Raw genomic sequence first — 21,399 nt, 5'->3', positions numbered from 1 at the left:
GGGATAAATCCCCTCGCCACACAGGCCCGCTCCCACATTGGAATGTCATTTTCCTGTGAAATATCGATAGAACTTCTGGCCTCGCCCAAACCTCATAGCTAACAAGTCCCTCCATTTTGGTAACAACATGGATCTTGTTATCGCGCGTCCCGAAGGTTTGTACTGCCCCGCCGGCGATTTCTATATCGACCCGTGGCGGCCGGTAGAGCGTTCGGTCATCACCCACGCCCACGGCGACCATGCCCGAGGCGGCAACCAGCACTATCTCGCGGCCGCGCCCGGCGAAGGGATTTTGCGCGCGCGACTGGGTCAGGACATCAACCTGCAAACGCTGGCGTATGGCGAACGGCTGGTGCACCACGGCGTCACCTTGAGTTTTCACCCCGCCGGTCATGTGCTCGGTTCGGCACAGGTGCGCCTGGAATACGGCGGCGAAGTCTGGGTCGCCTCGGGGGATTACAAGATCGAGCCCGACGGCACCTGCGCGCCCTTTGAGCCGGTGCGCTGCCACACCTTCATCACCGAATCGACGTTTGGCCTGCCGATCTACCGCTGGCAGCCCCAGGCGCAGGTGTTTGCCGAGATCAATCAGTGGTGGCAAGCCAACGCCGCCGAAGACAAGGCCAGCGTGCTGTTTTGCTATTCCTTTGGCAAAGCGCAGCGAATTCTCCACGGCATCGACGCCGGCCTCGGCCCCATTCTGGTGCATGGCGCCATAGAACCACTGAACCGGGTGTATCGCGAGAGCGGCGTTTATTTGCCGCCGACGATCTACGCCGGCGACGTAAACAAGAGCGACACGATGATGCGCAAGGCGCTCATCCTGGCCCCGCCTTCCGCTGGCGGCAGCACCTGGATGCGCCGTTTCGGTGACTACAGCGACGGCTTTGCCAGCGGATGGATGCGTTTGCGCGGCACGCGGCGCCGTCGCGGTGTCGACCGTGGCTTCGTGTTATCCGACCACGCTGACTGGCCGGGCCTGCTTTGGGCCATCGAGCAGACCGGCGCCGAGCGCGTCATGGTCACCCACGGTTCGGTGGCGGTCCTGGTGCGCCATTTGCGCGAACAAGGTCTCGACGCCCAAGGGTTCAGCACCGAGTACGGCGACGATGAAGAAGACATCGCTACCCCCGAACCCGAGAGCGCCGAGGTGCTGCCATGAAGGCTTTCGCCGAGTTGTATGCGGAACTGGATGCCACGACCTCGAGCAACGCCAAACTCGCGGCGATGCAGCATTATTTCGCCCAGGCCGCGCCGGAAGACGCCGCATGGGCGGTGTACTTTCTGTCCGGCGGACGACCTCGCCAACTGGTGCCAGTGCGCATTCTGCGTGAACTCGCCGTGGCGTATTCCGGCCTGTCGCCGTGGCTGTTCGAGGAGAGTTATCAGGCGGTCGGCGATCTGGCGGAAACCATCTCGCTGGTACTGCCCGAAACGCCCCACAGCTCCACCGACGGATTGGCGGTGTGGATCGAAGAAAAACTGCTGCCGTTGCGCGGCGAATCTCCCGAAGTGCTCGCCGAACAGCTGCCCAGACTCTGGTCGCAACTGGACCGCCCCAGCCTGATGCTTTGCATCAAACTGATCACCGGCAGTTTCCGCGTCGGCGTTTCAAAGCTGTTGGTGACCCGCGCCCTGGCGGCCATGGCGCAGCTCGACAGCAAACGCGTGGCCCAGCGGCTGGTGGGTTACACCGACCTGTCCAATCGCCCGAACGCAGCCAGTTACCTGAAACTGATCGCCGCCGAATCGTCGGACGAACATGCTCAGCGCGGCGGCCAGCCGTATCCGTTTTTTCTGGCTCATGCACTGTCGCAACCGGTCGAACAGTTCGAAGGGTTGCTCGGCCCGGCCAACCACTGGCAAGTGGAATGGAAGTGGGATGGCATCCGCGCCCAAGTGGTCAAGCGCGACGGCCGACTGTGGATCTGGTCGCGCGGTGAAGAGCTGGTCACCGAACGCTTTCCCGAACTCGACAGCCTGGTCCACGGCCTGCCCGACGGCACGGTGATCGACGGTGAAATCGTGGCCTGGAAAACCGCGCCACCAACCGAAGATGCCTTCGATCCATTGGCGCCAACGCCGCCCGCGGTGCAACCGTTCGCCCTGCTGCAACAGCGGATCGGCCGTAAAACCCTGGGCAAGAAAATCCTCGATGAAGTGCCGGTGGTTGTCCTCGCCTATGACTTGCTGGAATGGGCGGGCGAAGACTGGCGCAACCAGCCTCAAGCCAGGCGGCGCACCCAACTGGAGCAGGTCATCGCTCACTGCAACAACCCGGTGCTACTACCCTCCCCCGTGCTCACCGGGGAAGACTGGTTCGACCTCGCCCGCCAACGCGAAGCCTCCCGCAGCCTCGGCGTCGAAGGCATGATGCTCAAGGCCCGCGACGCGTTGTATGGCGTCGGCCGCACCAAGGACATGGGCGTCTGGTGGAAATGGAAAGTCGACCCGTTCAGCGTCGACGCGGTGCTGATCTACGCGCAACGCGGGCATGGCCGCCGGGCCAGTCTCTACAGCGATTACACCTTCGCCGTGTGGGACGGCCCGCCCGATGCCAGCGAACGCACGTTGGTGCCGTTCGCCAAGGCGTACTCGGGGCTCACCGATGAAGAAATGCGCCAGGTCGACAGCATCGTGCGCAAGACCACGGTGGAGAAATTTGGACCGGTCAGCAGCGTGAAACCGAGCCTGGTGTTTGAATTGGGGTTTGAGGGGATTGCTCTGTCGAAGCGGCACAAGAGCGGTATCGCGGTGCGATTTCCTCGGATGCTGCGGTGGCGGCAGGATAAGTCGGTGGAAGAGGCTGACAATCTTGGAACCCTGCAGGATTTATTGGGCTGAAAGGGACCTTTGTGGCGAGGGAGCTTGCTCCCGCTGGACCGCGAAGCGGTCCCGCTTTAGAAATTTGCGACTGCTGCGCAGTCGAGCGGGAGCAAGCTCCCTCGCCACAGGATTGCGTTCGCTCGACCTCATTTGGTGCAGCCATTTACCGGCGCCCGTTTTCGTGCATAAATCCCGCCCAGCCATTTCCTGAATCACCTTTTAAAACGCTTGTTCGGCACTCTGGTTCGGAAATTGCTACTTTCATTAGGTCTTACGCTTTCCAGTAACAATAATTCTGCGCCACAAGCGCTCATATTGGTTCTTAGGGATTGAATAATGAAAAAAGCATTGCTGACCCTTTCTGCACTGGCGTTGTGCATGGCTGCCGGCTCCGCGCTGGCCAAGGAATACAAAGAACTGCGTTTTGGCGTTGACCCTTCCTATGCACCGTTCGAGTCGAAAGCGGCCGACGGTAGCCTGGTTGGCTTCGACATCGATCTGGGGAACGCAATCTGCGCCGAGCTGAAGGTCAAGTGCAAATGGGTCGAAAGCGATTTCGACGGCATGATTCCGGGCCTGAAGGCCAATAAATTCGACGGTGTGATCTCTTCGATGACCGTCACCCCGGCCCGCGAAAAAGTCATCGACTTCTCCAGCGAGCTGTTCTCCGGCCCAACCGCTTATGTATTCAAGAAGGGTTCTGGCGTCACCGCAGACGTCGCGTCCCTCAAGGGCAAAACCGTCGGCTACGAACAAGGCACCATCCAGGAAGCCTATGCCAAAGCCGTTCTGGACAAGGCGGGCGTGAAAACCCAGGCCTATCAGAACCAGGACCAGGTGTATTCCGACCTGACTTCCGGTCGTCTCGACGCCGGTATCCAGGACATGCTGCAGGCCGAATTGGGCTTCCTGAAGTCGCCCCAAGGTGCCGATTACGACGTCAGCAAGCCGGTTGACAGCGAATTGCTGCCGGCCAAAACGGCTGTCGGTATCTCGAAAGGTAACAAAGACCTCAAGGCACTTTTGGATAAAGGTATCAAAGCGTTACACGACGATGGCACCTACGCCACCATTCAGAAGAAACACTTTGGCGATCTGAATCTGTACAGCGGCAAATAATGCCCGGCGCCCATCTCGCGATGGGCGCTTTTTTCATCCGATCAGGTTGCTGATTTATGTTCGAAACTCTCTTACAAAATCTGGGGCTCTCAGCCTTCAGCCTCAAGGGCTTCGGTCCGTTGCTGATGGAAGGCACCTGGATGACCATCAAATTATCGGCGTTGTCGCTGCTGGTGGCCGTGTTGCTCGGCCTGCTCGGCGCCAGTGCCAAACTGTCTAAAGTCAAACTGGTGCGCGTTCCGGCGCAGGTCTACACCACGCTGATTCGCGGCGTGCCGGACCTGGTGCTGATGCTGCTGATCTTCTATAGCCTGCAGACCTGGTTGACGTCGTTCACCGATTTCATGGAATGGGAATACATCGAGATCAACCCGTTCAGCGCCGGGGTCATCACCCTGGGCTTCATTTATGGCGCGTACTTCACCGAAACCTTCCGCGGCGCGATTCTCGCGGTGCCGCGTGGCCAGGTCGAAGCCGCCACCGCGTATGGCCTCAAACGTGGCCAGCGCTTCTGGATCGTGGTGTTTCCGCAAATGATGCGCTTCGCCCTGCCGGGCATCGGCAATAACTGGATGGTGATGCTCAAGGCCACCGCGCTGGTGTCGATCATCGGCCTCGCCGACCTGGTCAAGGCGGCGCAGGACGCCGGCAAAAGCACCTATCAGCTGTTCTATTTCCTGGTGCTGGCGGCGGTGATTTACCTGCTGATCACCAGTGCTTCCAACTTCATCCTGCGCTGGCTTGAACGTCGCTACGCCGCCGGTTCCCGGGAGGCCGTACGATGATCGAACTCCTTCAGGAATACTGGAAACCCTTCCTTTATAGCGACGGCAACAACATCACCGGCCTGGCCATGACCCTGTGGCTGCTGACCGCCTCCATCGTCATCGGTTTTCTGGTGTCGATCCCGCTGTCCATCGCCCGGGTGTCGCCGCATTTCTACATTCGCTGGCCGGTGCAGTTCTACACTTACCTGTTCCGCGGGACGCCGCTGTATATCCAGCTGCTGATTTGCTACACCGGGATCTACAGCCTGGCCGCCGTGCGGGAGCAGCCGATACTCGATGCGTTCTTTCGCGACGCGATGAACTGCACCATCCTCGCCTTCGCTCTGAACACCTGCGCCTACACCACGGAGATTTTCGCCGGGGCGATTCGCAGCATGGCCCATGGTGAAGTCGAAGCGGCGAAGGCCTACGGTCTGACCGGCTGGAAGCTGTATGCCTACGTGATCATGCCGTCGGCGCTGCGTCGCTCATTGCCTTATTACAGCAACGAAGTGATTCTGATGCTGCACTCGACCACCGTGGCGTTCACCGCGACCATTCCGGACATCCTGAAAGTCGCGCGGGACGCCAACTCGGCGACCTTCCTGACCTTCCAGTCGTTCGGCATCGCCGCGCTGATCTACCTAACCGTTACCTTTGCGCTGGTCGGCCTGTTCCGCCTCGCCGAACGCCGATGGCTGGCGTTCCTCGGGCCGACCCACTAGGACTTCTTGCAAATGCGCCACCAGATACATGACCTGCTGGCCCCGCTGCCAGGGACCGCGCGACAGATCCACAGTTTCCACTTCGGCCCGACGGCGGCCCAAGGCAAGATCTATATCCAGGCGTCCCTGCACGCCGATGAAATGCCCGGCATGCTGGTCGCCTGGCACCTCAAGCAGCGCCTGGCGGAGCTCGAAGCCGCCGGCCGCCTGCGCAGCGAAATCGTGCTGGTGCCGGTGGCCAACCCGGTCGGCCTCGAACAAGTGCTGATGGATGTGCCGCTGGGCCGCTACGAGCTCGAAAGCGGCCAGAACTTTAACCGCTGGTTCGTCGACCTGAGCGAAGAAGTCGGCAATGAGATCGAAGGTCAGCTCGGCGACGATCCGCAGCGCAACCTCGACCTGATCCGCAGCAGCCTGCGTCAGGCACTGGCGCGACAGACCGCCAGCACCCAACTGCAGTCCCAGCGCCTGATCCTGCAACGACTGGCCTGTGATGCGGACATGGTGCTGGACCTGCATTGCGATTTCGAAGCCGTCGCGCACCTCTACACCACGCCGGAGGCCTGGCCGCAGGTCGAGCCGTTGGCCCGCTACATCGGTGCCGAAGCCAGTCTGCTGGCCACCGATTCCGGCGGCCAGTCGTTCGACGAATGCTTCACCCTGCTCTGGTGGCAGCTGAAAGAGCGCTTCGGCGAACACTTCGACATTCCGCCGGGCAGCTACTCGGTCACTGTCGAATTGCGCGGCCAGGGCGACGTCAATCATCCATTGGCCAGCCTCGATTGCCAGGCGCTGATCGACTACCTGATTCACTTCGGCGCGATTGCCGGCGAACCGGCGCCACTGCCGGAGCTGCCGTATCCCGCCACGCCGCTGGCCGCCGTCGAACCGGTGGCCACGCCCGTCGGCGGTTTGCTGGTGTTCACCGCGCTACCGGGGGAATACCTCGAAGCCGGGCAACTGGTCGCCGAAATCATCGACCCGGTCAATGATCGCGTCACCCCCATTCACTGCACCGTCGCCGGGCTGATGTACGCCCGCTCGCTGCGGCGCATGGCCACTGCCGGCATGGTGATCGCCCACGTCGCGGGCACCGAAGCCTATCGCAGCGGCTACCTACTTTCGCCTTGAGGATGCATGCCCCATGTACAAACTGACCATCGAAGGCCTGCATAAAAGCTATGGCGATCATCATGTGCTCAAAGGCGTTTCACTCAAGGCCAACACCGGCGACGTCATCAGCCTGATCGGCGCCAGCGGCTCGGGTAAAAGTACCTTTCTGCGCTGCATCAACTTTCTCGAACAACCCAACGATGGCGCCATGACCCTGGACGGTCAGGACATACGCATGATCAAGGATCGCCACGGCATGCACGTGGCCAACCCCGATGAACTGCAAAAGATCCGCACGCGCCTGGCCATGGTGTTCCAGCACTTCAACCTGTGGAGCCACATGACCGTGCTGGAAAACATCACCATGGCGCCGCGCCGGGTGCTGGGTTGCAGCAAGCAGGAAGCCGAAGACCGCGCCCGTCGTTATCTCGACAAGGTCGGCCTGGCCGCTCGCGTGGCGGACCAGTACCCGGCGTTTCTTTCGGGGGGGCAGCAACAACGGGTCGCCATTGCCCGCGCGCTGGCCATGGAACCGGAAGTCATGCTGTTCGACGAACCGACCTCGGCACTCGACCCCGAACTGGTGGGTGAAGTGCTCAGGGTGATCCAGGGCCTGGCCGAAGAAGGCCGGACCATGATCATGGTCACCCACGAAATGAGCTTCGCCCGCAAGGTGTCGAGCCAGGTGTTGTTTCTGCATCAGGGACTGGTCGAGGAAGAAGGCGCGCCGGAAGACGTGCTGGGTAATCCGAAGAGTGAGCGGTTGAAGCAGTTTCTCAGCGGTAATCTCAAGTAAGCCCCCGCCCCCTGTAGGAGCAGAGCTTGCTCGCGAAGGCGGTGTGTCAGAAAAGGATGATATGGACTGACACACCGCCTTCGCGAGCAAGCTCTGCTCCTACAGGGGGCGGTGTCGATCAAGCGCAAAATTAAACTTGTTCACTCGCGCCGCGGTCACTGAAAGAACACTTTCAGAGCACACACCGCCGGCATGGGAACCTCCCCCGACTTCACAAAACACTGGTTCACCGCCCGCGGCTGGAAACCGTTCGCCTTTCAGAAACAGGTGTGGGCCGCCGTCAAAAAAGGGCAATCCGGGTTGCTGCATGCGAGCACCGGTGCCGGTAAAACCTATGCGGTCTGGTTTGCCGCCCTCAACCGCTTCGCCTCTGCCGTCTCTCCCGCTGAAAAACCTGGCAAACGAAAACTGCTAGCCCAACCGCTGACAGTGCTGTGGATAACCCCAATGCGCGCCTTGGCCGCCGACACCGCTCGCGCACTCGAAGAGCCGCTGCGCGACTTGCAGATCCCGTGGAGCGTAGGCCTGCGCACTGGCGACACCAGCAGCAGCGAACGCGCGCGGCAAACTCGGCGGTTGCCCTCCGCGCTGATCACCACGCCGGAAAGTCTCACCCTGATGCTCGCCCGTGCCGACGCGCAAACCGCGCTGTCGACCTTGCGTATGGTGGTGGTGGACGAATGGCACGAATTACTCGGCAACAAACGCGGCGTGCAACTGCAACTCGCCCTCGCCCGCCTGCGTCGGTGGAATCCCGAGCTGATCGTGTGGGGCGTTTCCGCAACGTTGGGTAATCAGGCTCACGCCGAACAGGTATTAATCCCACAGGGTGGTGGCATCAGCGTTCAGGGCCAGACCCGCAAGGCGCTGCAAGTCGACACGCTGTTGCCGCCCGCCATCGAGCGTTTTCCATGGGCCGGGCATATCGGGTTGAAGATGTTGCCGCAAGTGGTTGCCGAAGTTGCGTCGAGCCCCAGCAGCCTGCTGTTCACCAACACCCGCGCCCAATCGGAGATCTGGTATCAGGCGTTGCTGGAAGCCCGCCCGGATTGGGCCGGGCTGATTGCGCTGCATCACAGCTCACTGTCACGCGACACCCGCGACTGGGTCGAACGCGCCCTCAAGGACGGCCAGCTCAAAGCGGTGGTCTGCACCTCCAGCCTGGACCTCGGCGTGGACTTCCTGCCAGTGGAGCGGGTGCTGCAGATCGGCTCGGCCAAAGGCGTGGCGCGACTGATGCAACGTGCCGGTCGTTCCGGTCACGCGCCGGGCCGCGTGTCGCGGGTGACGCTGGTGCCGACTCACAGCCTGGAGTTGATCGAAGCCGCCGCGGCACAGGACGCCGTGGCGCGGCACCGGATCGAACCCCGTGAATCGCCCCATAAACCCCTGGATGTGCTGGTTCAGCATCTGGTCAGCATGGCGTTGGGCGGTGGTTTTTTGCCCGATGAGTTGTATGAAGAAGTCCGCGGAGCGTGGGCCTACCGTGATCTCACGGTGGAAGACTGGACCTGGGCGCTGGCTTTCGTACGCCACGGTGGGCTTTCCCTGACGGCGTATCCGGATTATCGCCGCGTTGAACCGGATGAACAGGGTGTCTGGCGAGTGCCGGATGCGCGGTTGGCCCGCCGCCATCGCATGAGCATCGGCACGATTGTCAGCGACGCAAGCATCCAGCTGAAGTTCTGGAGCAAGGGCGGCGGAGGCAAACAGCTGGGCAGCGTCGAGGAGGGTTTCATCGCACGGCTCAAACCGGGCGACGGTTTTCTGTTTGCCGGCCGGCTGCTGGAGTTGGTGCGTGTGGAAAACATGACCGCTTACGTTAAACGCAGCACAGTGAAGAAAGCCGCGGTGCCGCGCTGGAATGGCGGGCGGATGCCACTTTCCAACGAGCTGGCCCAAGCGGTGGTTGCCCGCTTCAGCGCTGCGGCGCAGGGCGAGTTCGTCGGTCCGGAAATGGAAGCGCTGCGTCCGTTATTAGAGGTGCAACAGCGCTGGTCCGGATTGCCAACCGAGAACAGCCTGCTGGCTGAAACGCTGAAATCCCGCGAGGGTTGGCACCTTTTCCTCTTCCCCTTCGCCGGGCGTCAGGTGCATTTGGGGCTGGCGAGTCTGCTGGCATGGCGCGTCAGTCAGCAACAGGCGGTGACGTTTTCCATTGCGGTCAACGATTACGGACTGGAGTTGCTCAGCGCCACCAGTGTGGAGTGGTCCAGTGTCTTGAACCCCGGCCTGCTGAGTCCTGAGCAGTTATTGAACGATGTACTCGCCAGCCTGAACGCTGGCGAACTGGCGCTGCGGCGCTTTCGGGAAATCGCACGGATTGCCGGGCTGGTGTTCGCCGGCTACCCCGGCGCACCGAAAAGTACGCGCCAGGTTCAGGCCTCCAGCGGTTTGTTCTTCGAAGTGTTCAAGCAATACGACGCCGGGAATTTGTTGCTGGCCCAGGCCGGGGAAGAAGTCCTACGCAACGAGCTGGATATTCATCGCCTGGAACAGACGCTGGAGCGCATCAGTCGACTCAGGCTCGACGTGCATCCCGTCAAACGTCCTACGCCCCTCGGGTTTCCGCTGCTGGTGGAACGCATGCGCGAAAGCATGAGTTCGGAAAAACTCGCCGACCGTATCAGACGCATGGTCAGCGACCTTGAGAAAACTGCCGAAACCGGAAAAGCCTGATGAGTACGCCCTATCCCATACGCCTGGCCGGCGAAGAACTATGGCTACTGCCGGAAAAAGCCCTGTACTGGCCTGCGCAACACGCCCTGCTGATCGCGGACGTGCATTTCGGCAAGGCCGCCGCTTACCGAAGTCTCGGCCAGCCGGTGCCTCGGGGCACCACCTCCAACAATATCGCCGTGCTCGACGGATTGCTGGCGGCTCTGCCCTGCCGCCAGCTGATTTTCCTCGGCGACTTTCTTCACGGCCCCGGCTCCCATGCACCCACCACACTGAACGCATTGGCTGACTGGAGAGCGCGACACCGCGAGCTGCCCATGACCCTGATTCGCGGTAACCACGACAAACGTGCCGGGGATCCGCCGGCGTCGCTGAATATTCTTGTGGTGCCTGAGCCGTTGTTGTTGGGGCCGTTCGCGTTGCAGCACGAACCTCAACCGCATCCGAATCGGCATGTGCTTGCAGGGCATGTGCATCCGGTCTATCGGTTGAACGGTCGAGGCCGGCAAAGCCTGCGGCTGGCGTGCTTCAGATTTGGCGGGGAAGTCAGCCTGCTACCGGCCTTTGGTGCGTTTACCGGTGGGTATCAGGTCGAAAGAGACGACAACTGTAGGATTTTTGTCATCGGGGACAACGAAATATGGCCCGTGTAGGAGCAAAGCTTGCTCGCGAAGGCGGTGTGTCAGGCAAAGATGGTATCGACTGATACACCGCCTTCGCGAGCAAGCTTTGCTCCTACAAGGCGTTCAATCAGGCAACCGGCGCGGGAGGCGGCTCATCCGGCAGGGTCGGCTCACCGGGTTCGGTGGGTTGTTCGTTGGGGGTATCGGGATCAGGCTGGCCGGGGATGCCCCCCGCCATGCTGATTGGCGGATGTGCCAACAAGGACCAGGCCAAAACGCCAACCTGATTGGGCTCAAGCCTTGCCAGTTCGGCACTTATTCGCGGATCGATCTTCATAGAGCACTCCTGAGCGATGGCCCGATCCGCTGTGCGCGAACCGGGCAGTACACCCCAATAGAGTGTAAACCTGCTCAAGTGTTCCCATGACCTGCCGGATGAACTGATCAGGTGCGTGGCAAGGTGACGCCGCGCTGGCCCTGGTACTTGCCGCCACGGTCCTTGTAGGACACTTCGCACTCTTCGTCGGATTCAAGGAACAGCATCTGCGCCACGCCTTCGTTGGCGTAGATTTTCGCCGGCAGGTTAGTTGTGTTCGAGAACTCCAGGGTCACGTGACCCTCCCACTCAGGCTCAAGCGGGGTGACGTTGACGATGATGCCGCAGCGGGCGTAGGTGCTTTTGCCCAGGCAGATGGTCAGTACGTTGCGCGGAATACGGAAGTATTCGACGGTGCTGGCCAGGGCGAAAGAGTTCGGCGGGATGATGCAGACGTCGCTGTGGATGTCGACGAAGCTGCCTGCATCGAAATTTTTCGGGTCGACGATGGCCGAATTAATGTTGGTGAACACCTTGAAATGATTAGTGCAACGAACGTCGTAGCCGTAACTCGACACGCCGTAGGAGATCACACGGCTATCATCGCTGCCGCGCACCTGGCGCTCGACGAACGGTTCGATCATGCCGTGCTCTTGCGCCATGCGGCGAATCCACTTGTCCGATTTGATGCTCATGGCGGGTGTCCTGAATAGCGAGGTGGAAAAAATCTGTCCGGCATCTTACCGGGCGCGCGCTTCGGGTTCAAAGACCGTGGCGCAATTCTCGCCGATCCCCCGTAAATTCCGGAGCTTCGCCGCCATACGATGCACCGTCAGTCATGAAAACAGAGAAACCTTTGCAGGAAGCATTGGCACGTCCCGGAAAAAGGGTTAAGGTGGCGCCACTGTGCTGCTTGTGTCACTGAGAATCTCTACACGATATGTTGAATTTCGATCCAACCATCTACAAGAATTTTTCCTGCTCTTTGCACTCAGTCTCGGCCAGGGTTCTTCCTGCGTCGCAGTTATCTTTGTTCAAGGAGTTACACCATGTCTAATCGCCAAACTGGTACCGTTAAGTGGTTCAACGATGAAAAAGGCTTCGGCTTCATCACTCCACAATCCGGTGACGACCTGTTCGTTCACTTCAAAGCTATCCAATCCGACGGCTTCAAAAGCCTGAAAGAAGGCCAACAGGTTTCTTTCATCGCTACCCGCGGTCAGAAAGGCATGCAAGCTGAAGAAGTTCAAGTTATCTAACTTGTACTTGCTTTAGTAAAAAGCCCCGCCCTTAAAAGCGGGGCTTTTTTGTGCCTGAATGTTTTGCATCGCCCTAGCCCAGCTTCGCCTCTATATGATTCGCGCCCTGGAAAATCAAATGGAAGAAGCAGGATGCAATTCATCCCTTGGAAGACATTCAGTACCGCGCTTGTAATCCTCACGCAGGCACTCCCAGCCCACGCAGAAACGTCCACTGACCACCCAACAGTGATCGTCGACATGAACCCTCGAGCAACCTATTTGGCGAAGGGGGCCGAAGTAAATGGCCATGCACCTATTCAGCTAAGAGCAGCAGCGCTTTTGACGCTTTCAACTCCTCATGCTTGCGGGAGCAATGAGGTTTACATGACCCCCGAGTCTGCGGGCATCCCTATTGATTCCTTTCGCCGAGCCCTCGACGAAGTCCAGCAACTGATCGATCAGAAAATCCCTCTTCTGCTCACACATTCAGTCTGCGAACGCAAACGAGCGTTTCTTGAGAAGGTACGCCCCTGTACGCCTGAAGAATGCGGCGAACTCATGGCGACTCTTATAGATGGAAAACAGTACCTGGATCGCGACTTTTCACCCATAGGTCAAGGGCAAGCGTCTTACTACCTGAAGATGCCTATGGACTACGACAGTAAGCGCAAGGCATGGGCAGCGCAGATTTTCTATGTCGAAACCCAGACTCCGAGTCATGAATATTTCGTCGATGCCGAGGATTTTGTTTCAGGTAAACCAGTCGATGCCTACAGAAGCTATTACCGAAGCGGCAAGCTCCGCAGAAGCTATCAACACGATGCCAATGGCCTGCGCCAAGGGCAGGCGCTGACGTACTCAGAGAATCTCACAGTTATCAAGCGCGACAACTATCTAAACAACGAGCCGGAAGGCTGGCAGACCGTTTACCACGACAATGGCAAGATCTCGGAGTCGTACAACTGGCACCAAGGCAAGCGGGTAGATGGTGAATATCTGGAATACGACGAAGCCGGCGCGCTAATCGGCCGCATCAGTTATCAAAATGATGTATTGCATGGACCTATTTTGGGCTACTACCCCGATGGACGGATCAAGCATCGCGGACAATACGTCGAGGGTAAAATGGTTGGCCCAAACACGCACTATCATCCAGATGGCTCACTCGAACACAGCGGGGAGTACGTTGATAGCAAACCATTGGGCTGGCACACCCAGTATCACCCCAACGGAAAAGTACGACAGAAGGTCTTCAACGACGAACAAAACGTCCAGCGCAGCTACGCCACCTGGAATGACCAAGGCATTCAAACCGTGCAATGGCAGTGGGATGAGCAGGGACGCGAACAAGGCGATTTCAAGGAGTGGCACAAAAATGGCCAGCTGAAGGAACAAAAGACCTACAAGGACGGCAAACTTGAAGGAGCCCTTCGCACTTGGTACGACGACGGCCAGATGAACACCTCAGTGGAATATAAGGACAACCTTACGCAAGGTCCCGGTCGTTTCTGGGCACAGGACGGAAGCTTGACTCTTGAGTGCCAATACGAAGCAGGTGAACGTCGAGGCGAATGCGTGCGAATGAAATAACTCAGGACAGGGAACATGCTCTCAACGAACCCCGCAATCGAAGTAATTGCGGGGCTTCTCCGCCACCTTACCAGGCCACACCGAATCCTGCGGTGTAACGGGTCTTGTCCAGATCGGCATCGTCATCAGTACCGCTGATGATGTCTCGTTCGGCCTTCAGGTTAAGCGACGCCCACTCGGTCACTTTGTAGCGCAAGCCCACTTCCGCATCGAGCGCATAATCCGCCACGCCCGACAATGGCTTGCCCACTTCGCCATTGGTGAAGAACTCCACCTTCTTGCCGATCAGGTAGCGGTTGTAATCCCACTTCATCGCCAGGGAATAGAAGTTTTCCTTCCTGCCGTCGTCGAACTGGTAGTCCGTGCGGTTGATCAGCGAGCCCAGCGAGAATGCGCCCAGCTCGTCATCCCAGAACTGGTAACCCGGACCGGTACCGACGGTGCGCTGACGGGAGAGTTCTTCAACCTTGTCGCGCTTATAGACCGCGCGGCCCTGCCAGAACCATTTCTCGGTCAGGAAGCGGTCGAGGGAGTATTCGCCCCGCCAGTTGTCAGTGGTGACCACGTCATCCTGGAACTCACGGTTGTACTCGCCTTCCGCGATATGCCGCCATCTGCCATGACGCGCCGTGGTCTTGAAGTCGATGTCGTAATCGTCGGTGTCCTTTTCCGCCCGCTGGTAATCCAGCGCCGCATCGATATTGCCTTTCCAGACCAGATCTTCGACGACCGGCTTGGGCTTGAGAATCTGCTGGATACTCGCCAGCTCGACCGTCTTTGGTGCCTCGCCGTTTTCCAGCGTCACCTTGCCGTCGTCTGCCGCGTGCAGCGACTTGGCCTTCTCGCCTTTGTAGGTATCCTGCTTGACCAGCAGCTCCTGATCGCTTTCCAGGGTTTTGACCTGCTTCCAGTCGATAGGCACCGCGCCGGCGTACTCGGTCTGAATCACCAGTTTGCCGCCGTCGAACAGCGTGATCTTGCCGCTCAGTTTGTCACCGTTCTTCAACCAGACGGTATCGGCGAGCAAGGGCGTGGAAGCGCTCAAGACAGCGAGGCACAGCAGGGTTCTGGACACCATAAGCAAATACAGGCTCAAGTTTGCGAAAAAAGTCGGCATTATCCGAAGGAATAAGACCCTAGCATGGAGTGACACGACTATTTCCATTGAGTTCATTTCTCAGTGGGCGATCAAGGAATTACTCTACAGACGGTAATGCGAACCTCTTCAGGAAACCCGGACGTGACCGACCCAACCACCGAAACAGAGAGTGCCGCGCAAATCCGACGCACGGCGCTCTATCTGACCCTGGCGCAGGTGCCCGAGGGCAAAGTCGTGAGTTATGGTCAGCTTGCCGAGCTGGCGGGACTCGGCCGCGCGGCGCGCTGGGTCGGTCGTACCCTGAGCCAGTTGCCCGGCGACACCAAATTGCCCTGGCACCGCGTGCTCGGCGCCGGCGGCCGGATCAGCCTGCCCGTGGGCAGTCCTTCAGGTGATGAGCAGCGCGCGCGACTGCGCTCCGAAGGCATCAGTGTCCTGAACAATCGTGTTGATATTCGGCGCCATGGCTGGCGCCCGGTAGAGCACAGCGGTTAGAGTGCGCGCTTTGTTTCCGTAATCTTGAGGCAGACTTCAGCCCATGCCCCGTAAAACCTGGCGCGCCGCGCTCGCCGCCTATGCCAGCCCTTCAACACTTGTGCTGTTGTTGCTTGGTTTCGCCGCCGGCCTGCCCTACATGCTGGTGTTTTCGACACTGTCGGTCTGGTTGCGTGAAGCCGGTGTGGCTCGCGAAACCATCGGCTACGCAAGCCTGATCGGCCTGGCCTACGCCTTTAAATGGGTCTGGTCGCCGCTGCTCGACCAATGGCGCCTGCCATTTCTCGGCAAGCTCGGTCGCCGACGCTCGTGGCTGGTGCTTTCCCAGGCACTGGTAATCCTCGGCCTGATCGGGATGGGTTTCTGCGACCCGCAAAAACATCTGTCCTGGCTGATCGCCATCGCCGTGGTCGTTGCCTTCGCCTCGGCGACGCAAGACATCGCGGTCGACGCCTATCGCCTGGAAATCGCCGACGACACCCGTCAGGCCGCCCTCGCCGCCAGTTACATGTCCGGCTACCGGATCGCGGCGCTGCTGGCCACTGCCGGGGCCCTGTTCTTCGCCGAAGGCTTCGGCTCCACCGGTTTCAACTACAAGCATTCGGCATGGGCCGGCACTTACCTGCTGTTCGGCGTCTTGATGGTTCCGGCGTTGCTCACCTCGTTTTTCATGCGCGAACCGCCGGTACCGTTGCGCACGCAACTGCAGGCCGGGCGCTACAGTTTTGTGCATCAACTGGCCTCAGTGTTCGTGCTGATCGTGTTGCTGGTTTCCGTGCCGGCCATGTTCACCCAGCTCTACAACACCGACTTCGCCAGCGTGCTGTTCGAAGGCGAGAGCCTGCTCGACCTGCTGCTCGAAGACCGCGCGTTCCTGCGGGCGATTCTCTACACCACGCTCACCGCGTTGTGCCTTTCGGCCATAGGCCGCCGTGGCCTCGCGCCGGTGCTGACCCCGATCAACGACTTCATTCTGCGTTACCGCTGGCAGGCGCTATTGCTACTCGGACTGATCGCCACGTATCGGATGTCGGATACGGTGATGGGCGTGATGGCCAACGTGTTCTATATCGACCAGGGCTTCACCAAGGATCAGATTGCCAGCGTCAGCAAAATCTTCGGCCTGATCATGACCCTGGTCGGCGCCGGCATGGGCGGACTGCTGATCGTGCGTTTCGGCATCCTGCCGATCCTGTTCATCGGCGGCGTGGCGTCAGCGGGCACCAATTTGCTGTTCCTGATGCTCGCCGACATGGGCGCCAACCTGAACATGCTGATCCTGACCATTTCCCTGGACAATTTCAGCTCGGGCCTGGCGACCTCGGCGTTCGTCGCCTATCTGTCGAGCCTGACCAACCTCAAGTTCTCGGCCACCCAATACGCCCTGCTCAGTTCGATCATGCTCTTGCTTCCACGCCTGATCGGCGGCTATTCCGGGGTCATGGTGGAAAAGTTCGGCTATCACAACTTCTTCCTGATCACCGCGTTGCTGGGTGTTCCGACGCTGCTGTTGATCGCTTTGCACTGGTTCCAGGAGAACCGCCGCGAAGGCCCGACACCCACACCTGAGCCGGTCCCGAGCCAGGTCGCGGAAGAATCGTAGGCTCCCTTATCCAAATGCATGCAAAGGGCGTGGAGATTCCCGCCCTCCTGCCACACCACCGACCGCGCGCCTGTACGTCAGCAGATCTCGCCCGTACAATGCTCCGTCATTTCTCGTCATCAGCAACCGACAACGGCCAACCATGCGCACCAGTCAATTTTTGCTCGCCACACAGAAAGAAACGCCTTCCGACGCGGTCGTGATCAGCCACCAGCTGATGCTGCGCGCCGGCATGATCCGCAAACTCGCCTCGGGCCTGTACACCTGGCTGCCGATGGGCTTGCGAGTGATGCGCAAGGTCGAAGCCGTCGTTCGTGAAGAAATGAACGCCGCGGGCTCTCTCGAAGTGTTGATGCCGAGTACTCAACCGGCTGAGCTGTGGCAGGAATCCGGTCGCTGGGAAGAATACGGCCCTGAATTGCTGCGCTTCAAGGATCGCCACGGTCGCGACTTCTGCGCCGGCCCGACCCACGAAGAAGTGATCACCGACCTGATGCGCAACGAGCTGAGCAGCTACAAACAGCTGCCGATCAACCTGTATCAGATCCAGACCAAATTCCGTGACGAAATCCGCCCACGCTTCGGCTTGATGCGCGGCCGCGAATTCATCATGAAGGACGCCTATTCGTTCCACGCTGACCAGCCTTCGCTGCAGGTCACCTACGACCGCATGCACCAGGCGTACTGCAACGTGTTCACCCGTCTGGGCCTGAAATTCCGCCCTGTTGAAGCCGACAACGGCTCCATCGGCGGCGCTGGCTCCCACGAGTTCCACGTACTGGCCGAATCCGGCGAAGACGACATCGTCTTCAGCAACGGTTCCGACTACGCCGCGAACATCGAGAAGGCCGAAGCCGTGCCACGGGAAACCTCCCGTCCGGCACCGGCTGAAGAGCTGCGCCTGGTCGACACGCCAGAGACCAAAACCATCGCCGCGCTGGTGGAAAAATTCAATCTGCCGATTGAAAAGACCATCAAGACCCTCGTGGTTCACGCTGAAGAGAAAGGCAAGCTGATTGCCCTGATCATCCGTGGCGACCACGAACTGAACGAAATCAAGGCCGCCAACCAGCCAGGCGTTGCCAGCCCGCTGGTCATGGCTTCCGAAAGCGAATTGCGTGACGCGATTGGCGCCGGCGCCGGTTCCCTCGGCCCGTTGAACCTGCCGCTGCCAATCATCATCGACCGTTCCGTCGAGCTGATGAGCGACTTCGGCATCGGTGCGAACATCGACGACAAGCATTACTTCGGCGTGAACTGGGAGCGTGACCTGCCGGTTCCTACCGTGGCTGACCTGCGTAACGTCGTGGCGGGCGACCCTAGCCCGGACGGCAAAGGCACCCTGGAAATCAAGCGCGGCATCGAAGTCGGGCACATCTTCCAGCTGGGCAACAAGTACAGCAAAGCGATGAAGTGCGAAGTGCTGGGCGAGAACGGCAAGCCGGTCACCCTGGAAATGGGTTGCTACGGTATCGGCGTTTCCCGCGTGGTGGCTGCGGCCATCGAGCAGAACAACGACGCCAACGGGATCATCTGGAGCGACACACTGGCTCCATTCCAGATCGCGCTGGTGCCGCTGCGCTATGAAACCGAGCAGGTTCGCGAAGCCACCGACAAGCTGTATGCAGAACTGACTGCGGCCGGTTTCGAAGTGCTGCTGGACGATCGCGACAAGAAAACCAGCCCGGGCATCAAGTTCGCGGACATGGAGCTGATCGGCATTCCTCACCGGATCGTGGTCAGTGACCGCGGCCTCGCCGAAGGCAATCTGGAATACAAGAGCCGCACCGAGCCCGAGGCGCAAGCGCTGCCGGTCGCTGACGTGCTGTCCTTCCTCCAGGCCCGTATCCGCCGCTGACACCAGATAGAGAAGTCATGTTCAAGCGAAACACCTTAGGCCTCGGTGGTGCCGCCCTGTGCGGCACCCTGCTGGTCAGCGGCTGTGCCAATCACATGTCGCAACGCAGCGAGCACGAGGAACGTGTTGAGCGCAAATTGCTCGACCACAGCCTGCAGATCGATGTCGGTGAGCCCAAGGTGCTTGAGCTGCCGCAACGTCGGGTGAAAATCCACGAGCAGAAGACTTTCGAAGTCACCGAGTTCGAAGTCACGCGCCACTACGATCGCTACACGCCTTACCAACCCTGGCGGGAGATCTACGAGATCCCGCTGGGCGCGGTAGCCGTGGTGGCCGGTGTCGGCGCGAACGTGGTCAACGTGTTCACCCTCGGCAACTTGCCGGATAGCGTGACCAAGGACTGGTTCAGTTACGGTTTCGCCGGCCTCAACCCGTTCATGAACGCGCCGTCTCACGGTCGTGCGCAGCAGAACCTCGCGGGTATCGACGAAGTCCAGCTCGACAAACGTACGGAATACTCGAGCCTGCCGTGGAGCGAGCGCCCGGTGGAGGTCAAGGCCGGCAAGGAAACGTTCGAGCTGAGCACTGACAAAAACGGTGTGTTGCGCCTGAACCTGCTGGACAGCCCGTTCGCCGAACATGACATCAATCACCTCAGCCGGCTGCTGATCAAGGTCGAAGACGGTCAGGACGATGTGCACACCGACTCGTCCCTGGCGGTCAGCAGCTCATTGCGCGGCAAACTGCTCGAAGCCCACGGGCTGATTTACGACGACCTTGAAGACGACGAAGTGAGCCAGTGGGTACACCGGGTCAAACGTCTCTCGGAGCTGGGTCTGGAAGAAGAAGCCAGCGAGCTGGAACAGAGCCTGATCGAGCTGACTCGCAACGATCCAGAGCTGCAGACCGAATTCCTCAAGTCGTTGACCAAGGATGCCGGGCGACTGGTGGCGGATCCGGGACCGAATTGAAGTCAAAAGCTTCGCGGGCAAGCCTCGCTCCTAAAGACAGCGTGAACCTGTAGGAGCGAGGCTTGCCCGCGAAGGCGGCCCGACATTCACCGCCCCATCCAAAACTGCAACTACCGCTCAAACAACTCCATCTGCTCAAACCCGCCCCGCAAATCCTCCAGCCGCACCCCAATCCCCAACAACCGCACCGGCTTCCCGCCGCGATTGAACGCCTGGGTCAGCAACAGCTTATAACTCTGAAGATCCCGCCCTGCCCCGGCCTGTTCAAGCGTGGTCTGGGTGAAATCATGGAATTTCACTTTGACGAACGGCTTGCCCGGCCGATAGCTGCTGTCGATCCGCGCCATGCGGCCCGCCAAGGTTTCCAGCAATTCGGGTAATTTATCCAGGCAGCTCACCAGATCCGGCAGATCCACGTCATACGTGTTTTCGACACTGATCGACTGCCGCCGACTGTCGTTGTGCACCAGCCGCTCATCGATCCCACGGGCCAGACTCCACAGTCGTTCGCCAAAGCTGCCAAATTCACGCACCAGCGCCAACTTGTCCCATTCGCGCAAATGGGAGCAATCGACAATGCCGAGCCTGCCCAGTTTGTCGGCAGTCACTTTGCCCACGCCGTGCAGCTTGCTCACGGGCAAGCCACTGACAAAGTCCTCGACCTGATCCGGTGTAATGACAAACAAACCATTGGGCTTCTTCCAGTCGCTGGCAATCTTGGCCAGGAACTTGTTCGGCGCCACGCCGGCCGAGACCGTGATATGCAACTGATTGGACACCCGTCGGCGGATGTCCTGGGCAATGCGCGTGGCGCTGCCGCCGAAGTGCGCGCTGTCCGACACATCGAGGTAGGCCTCATCGAGGGAAAGCGGTTCGATCAAGTCGGTGTAATCGCGAAAGATCGTGTGAATTTCCTTCGACGCTTCTCGATAGGCGTCCATGCGCGGCTTGACGATGGTCAGGTCCGGACACAACTTCAAGGCATGCCCGGAAGACATCGCCGAACGCACGCCATAGGCCCGCGCTTCATAGTTGCAGGTGGCAATCACTCCGCGCCGATCCGCCGACCCGCCCACAGCCAGGGGTTTTCCGGCCAGGCGCGGGTCGTCACGCATCTCAATGGCAGCGTAGAAGCAGTCACAATCGACATGGATGATTTTTCGCTGGGTCATATGAAAGCGGTGTTCATGGCGAAGAAAAAGAGACTTGGCAGGCCGGATCGGCAGTATCTCACTGACACCTGTATATAGCACCAGTAGTCTGAATGTTCTTTCCCGCTCGTAGGAAAACTCGCGGATGAATTTATTTTCTCAATCGAAAGACCACCTACGATAGAGCTGAAAGCCTTGCCACGCCTGACTCGCAGCCGATTGCACCGTCTTGCTTTTAAGCTAAGCGATTGAACCAGAACAGGTTTTATCCGGATTGAAGGTTGACAGCCCGGCGATCCTCTGTAGAATGCCGACACACAGACGCGGGATGGAGCAGTCTGGTAGCTCGTCGGGCTCATAACCCGAAGGTCGTCGGTTCAAATCCGGCTCCCGCAACCAAACATCAAAAAAGGCTACTCGAAAGAGT

19 protein-coding genes and 1 tRNA gene are annotated in these 21,399 nt (G+C 59.6%); 16 read left to right on the top strand and 4 right to left on the bottom strand.

Annotated elements, in window-relative coordinates; translation table 11 throughout:
* Positions 1 to 127: 127 nt before the first annotated feature.
* The 9 genes from KJF94_RS03055 (at position 128) to pdeM (ending at position 10,678) form a co-directional block, all read left to right on the top strand.
* A complete protein-coding gene (locus tag KJF94_RS03055; protein ID WP_214381073.1) occupies positions 128 to 1,162 on the top strand; it encodes a ligase-associated DNA damage response exonuclease in 1,035 nt (344 codons plus the stop codon).
* Positions 1,159 to 2,844, top strand: coding sequence for an ATP-dependent DNA ligase (locus KJF94_RS03050; protein ID WP_214381070.1), 1,686 nt, complete (start codon positions 1,159 to 1,161; stop codon positions 2,842 to 2,844). The genes KJF94_RS03055 and KJF94_RS03050 overlap by 4 nt, the downstream gene beginning before the upstream one ends.
* A 318-nt stretch (positions 2,845 to 3,162) precedes the next feature.
* Positions 3,163 to 3,945 (top strand): transporter substrate-binding domain-containing protein, encoded by a 783-nt coding sequence (locus KJF94_RS03045; RefSeq protein WP_214381068.1) that lies wholly within the window; start codon positions 3,163 to 3,165, stop codon positions 3,943 to 3,945.
* A 56-nt stretch (positions 3,946 to 4,001) separates the two neighbouring features.
* The gene (locus KJF94_RS03040; protein ID WP_214381066.1) at positions 4,002 to 4,730 is read left to right on the top strand and encodes an ABC transporter permease; all 729 of its coding nucleotides are present in this window, start codon (positions 4,002 to 4,004) and stop codon (positions 4,728 to 4,730) included.
* Positions 4,727 to 5,437: an ABC transporter permease gene (locus KJF94_RS03035; protein ID WP_214381064.1), complete on the top strand. Its 711-nt coding sequence runs from the start codon at positions 4,727 to 4,729 to the stop codon at positions 5,435 to 5,437. The genes KJF94_RS03040 and KJF94_RS03035 overlap by 4 nt, the downstream gene beginning before the upstream one ends.
* Before the next feature lie 12 nt (positions 5,438 to 5,449).
* Positions 5,450 to 6,568 carry a succinylglutamate desuccinylase/aspartoacylase family protein gene (locus KJF94_RS03030; protein WP_214381062.1) on the top strand — a complete coding sequence of 373 codons (1,119 nt, stop codon included), beginning with the start codon at positions 5,450 to 5,452 and terminating at the stop codon, positions 6,566 to 6,568.
* Between the two features lie 13 nt (positions 6,569 to 6,581).
* Positions 6,582 to 7,346: an ABC transporter ATP-binding protein gene (locus KJF94_RS03025; RefSeq protein WP_214381061.1), complete on the top strand. Its 765-nt coding sequence runs from the start codon at positions 6,582 to 6,584 to the stop codon at positions 7,344 to 7,346.
* Between the two features lie 192 nt (positions 7,347 to 7,538).
* A complete protein-coding gene (locus KJF94_RS03020) occupies positions 7,539 to 10,025 on the top strand; it encodes a ligase-associated DNA damage response DEXH box helicase (RefSeq protein WP_214381060.1) in 2,487 nt (828 codons plus the stop codon).
* Positions 10,025 to 10,678: a ligase-associated DNA damage response endonuclease PdeM gene (gene pdeM, locus KJF94_RS03015; protein WP_214381059.1), complete on the top strand. Its 654-nt coding sequence runs from the start codon at positions 10,025 to 10,027 to the stop codon at positions 10,676 to 10,678. The genes KJF94_RS03020 and pdeM overlap by 1 nt, the downstream gene beginning before the upstream one ends.
* A 97-nt stretch (positions 10,679 to 10,775) precedes the next feature.
* Here the strand turns inward: pdeM and KJF94_RS03010 are convergent, their stop codons facing one another.
* Positions 10,776 to 10,985, bottom strand: coding sequence for a hypothetical protein (locus tag KJF94_RS03010; protein WP_017336784.1), 210 nt, complete (start codon positions 10,983 to 10,985; stop codon positions 10,776 to 10,778).
* 107 nt (positions 10,986 to 11,092) lie between these two features.
* Positions 11,093 to 11,659, bottom strand: coding sequence for a dCTP deaminase (gene dcd / locus KJF94_RS03005; protein WP_007904652.1), 567 nt, complete (start codon positions 11,657 to 11,659; stop codon positions 11,093 to 11,095).
* Positions 11,660 to 12,013: 354 nt separating this feature from the next.
* On the opposite strand from dcd, the gene KJF94_RS03000 reads away from it, so the two are divergent.
* The gene (locus tag KJF94_RS03000; protein WP_002554837.1) at positions 12,014 to 12,223 is read left to right on the top strand and encodes a cold-shock protein; all 210 of its coding nucleotides are present in this window, start codon (positions 12,014 to 12,016) and stop codon (positions 12,221 to 12,223) included.
* Between the two features lie 132 nt (positions 12,224 to 12,355).
* Positions 12,356 to 13,795, top strand: a complete 1,440-nt coding sequence (locus tag KJF94_RS02995) for a toxin-antitoxin system YwqK family antitoxin (protein WP_214381058.1) — start codon at positions 12,356 to 12,358, stop codon at positions 13,793 to 13,795.
* 67 nt (positions 13,796 to 13,862) lie between these two features.
* On the opposite strand, the gene KJF94_RS02990 is transcribed toward KJF94_RS02995, so the two are convergent.
* Positions 13,863 to 14,873: a DUF481 domain-containing protein gene (locus KJF94_RS02990; RefSeq protein WP_214381057.1), complete on the bottom strand. Its 1,011-nt coding sequence runs from the start codon at positions 14,871 to 14,873 to the stop codon at positions 13,863 to 13,865.
* Positions 14,874 to 15,008: 135 nt separating this feature from the next.
* On the opposite strand from KJF94_RS02990, the gene KJF94_RS02985 reads away from it, so the two are divergent.
* The 4 genes from KJF94_RS02985 (at position 15,009) to KJF94_RS02970 (ending at position 19,821) form a co-directional block, all read left to right on the top strand.
* Positions 15,009 to 15,389 (top strand): MGMT family protein, encoded by a 381-nt coding sequence (locus KJF94_RS02985; RefSeq protein ID WP_250548215.1) that lies wholly within the window; start codon positions 15,009 to 15,011, stop codon positions 15,387 to 15,389.
* Between the two features lie 43 nt (positions 15,390 to 15,432).
* A complete protein-coding gene (locus KJF94_RS02980; protein WP_214381056.1) occupies positions 15,433 to 16,992 on the top strand; it encodes an AmpG family muropeptide MFS transporter in 1,560 nt (519 codons plus the stop codon).
* 142 nt (positions 16,993 to 17,134) lie between these two features.
* Positions 17,135 to 18,850, top strand: coding sequence for a proline--tRNA ligase (locus KJF94_RS02975; RefSeq protein ID WP_214381054.1), 1,716 nt, complete (start codon positions 17,135 to 17,137; stop codon positions 18,848 to 18,850).
* A 17-nt stretch (positions 18,851 to 18,867) separates the two neighbouring features.
* Entirely contained in the window at positions 18,868 to 19,821 is a 954-nt protein-coding gene (locus KJF94_RS02970; RefSeq protein WP_214381052.1) for a hypothetical protein, read from the top strand.
* A 110-nt stretch (positions 19,822 to 19,931) separates the two neighbouring features.
* Here the strand turns inward: KJF94_RS02970 and dinB are convergent, their stop codons facing one another.
* Positions 19,932 to 20,993, bottom strand: a complete 1,062-nt coding sequence (dinB, locus tag KJF94_RS02965) for a DNA polymerase IV (protein WP_214381050.1) — start codon at positions 20,991 to 20,993, stop codon at positions 19,932 to 19,934.
* Between the two features lie 301 nt (positions 20,994 to 21,294).
* On the opposite strand from dinB, the gene KJF94_RS02960 reads away from it, so the two are divergent.
* Positions 21,295 to 21,371 (top strand) — tRNA-Met (locus KJF94_RS02960).
* The last annotated feature ends 28 nt before the right edge of the window (positions 21,372 to 21,399 follow it).

This window comes from Pseudomonas hormoni (genome assembly GCF_018502625.1).
Taxonomy (GTDB): Bacteria; Pseudomonadota; Gammaproteobacteria; order Pseudomonadales; family Pseudomonadaceae; genus Aquipseudomonas; species Aquipseudomonas hormoni.
Note: the sequence above shows the minus strand (reverse complement) of the source record. Positions and strands in the feature narration are given on the sequence as shown.

What these genes read in the sequence shown, in the direction of transcription:
- KJF94_RS03025 (WP_214381061.1), top strand. Translation starts at nt 6,582, where the DNA reads ATGTACAAACTGACCATCGAAGGCCTGCATAAAAGCTATGGCGATCAT.
- KJF94_RS03030 (WP_214381062.1), top strand. Translation starts at nt 5,450, where the DNA reads ATGCGCCACCAGATACATGACCTGCTGGCCCCGCTGCCAGGGACCGCG.
- KJF94_RS03045 (WP_214381068.1), top strand. Translation starts at nt 3,163, where the DNA reads ATGAAAAAAGCATTGCTGACCCTTTCTGCACTGGCGTTGTGCATGGCT.
- dinB (WP_214381050.1), bottom strand. Translation starts at nt 20,993, where the DNA reads ATGACCCAGCGAAAAATCATCCATGTCGATTGTGACTGCTTCTACGCT.
- KJF94_RS02985 (WP_250548215.1), top strand. Translation starts at nt 15,009, where the DNA reads ATGCGAACCTCTTCAGGAAACCCGGACGTGACCGACCCAACCACCGAA.
- KJF94_RS02995 (WP_214381058.1), top strand. Translation starts at nt 12,356, where the DNA reads ATGCAATTCATCCCTTGGAAGACATTCAGTACCGCGCTTGTAATCCTC.
- pdeM (WP_214381059.1), top strand. Translation starts at nt 10,025, where the DNA reads ATGAGTACGCCCTATCCCATACGCCTGGCCGGCGAAGAACTATGGCTA.
- dcd (WP_007904652.1), bottom strand. Translation starts at nt 11,659, where the DNA reads ATGAGCATCAAATCGGACAAGTGGATTCGCCGCATGGCGCAAGAGCAC.
- KJF94_RS02990 (WP_214381057.1), bottom strand. Translation starts at nt 14,873, where the DNA reads ATGGTGTCCAGAACCCTGCTGTGCCTCGCTGTCTTGAGCGCTTCCACG.
- KJF94_RS02970 (WP_214381052.1), top strand. Translation starts at nt 18,868, where the DNA reads ATGTTCAAGCGAAACACCTTAGGCCTCGGTGGTGCCGCCCTGTGCGGC.
- KJF94_RS03010 (WP_017336784.1), bottom strand. Translation starts at nt 10,985, where the DNA reads ATGAAGATCGATCCGCGAATAAGTGCCGAACTGGCAAGGCTTGAGCCC.
- KJF94_RS03000 (WP_002554837.1), top strand. Translation starts at nt 12,014, where the DNA reads ATGTCTAATCGCCAAACTGGTACCGTTAAGTGGTTCAACGATGAAAAA.
- KJF94_RS03050 (WP_214381070.1), top strand. Translation starts at nt 1,159, where the DNA reads ATGAAGGCTTTCGCCGAGTTGTATGCGGAACTGGATGCCACGACCTCG.
- KJF94_RS02975 (WP_214381054.1), top strand. Translation starts at nt 17,135, where the DNA reads ATGCGCACCAGTCAATTTTTGCTCGCCACACAGAAAGAAACGCCTTCC.
- KJF94_RS03055 (WP_214381073.1), top strand. Translation starts at nt 128, where the DNA reads ATGGATCTTGTTATCGCGCGTCCCGAAGGTTTGTACTGCCCCGCCGGC.
- KJF94_RS03020 (WP_214381060.1), top strand. Translation starts at nt 7,539, where the DNA reads ATGGGAACCTCCCCCGACTTCACAAAACACTGGTTCACCGCCCGCGGC.
- KJF94_RS02980 (WP_214381056.1), top strand. Translation starts at nt 15,433, where the DNA reads ATGCCCCGTAAAACCTGGCGCGCCGCGCTCGCCGCCTATGCCAGCCCT.
- KJF94_RS03040 (WP_214381066.1), top strand. Translation starts at nt 4,002, where the DNA reads ATGTTCGAAACTCTCTTACAAAATCTGGGGCTCTCAGCCTTCAGCCTC.
- KJF94_RS03035 (WP_214381064.1), top strand. Translation starts at nt 4,727, where the DNA reads ATGATCGAACTCCTTCAGGAATACTGGAAACCCTTCCTTTATAGCGAC.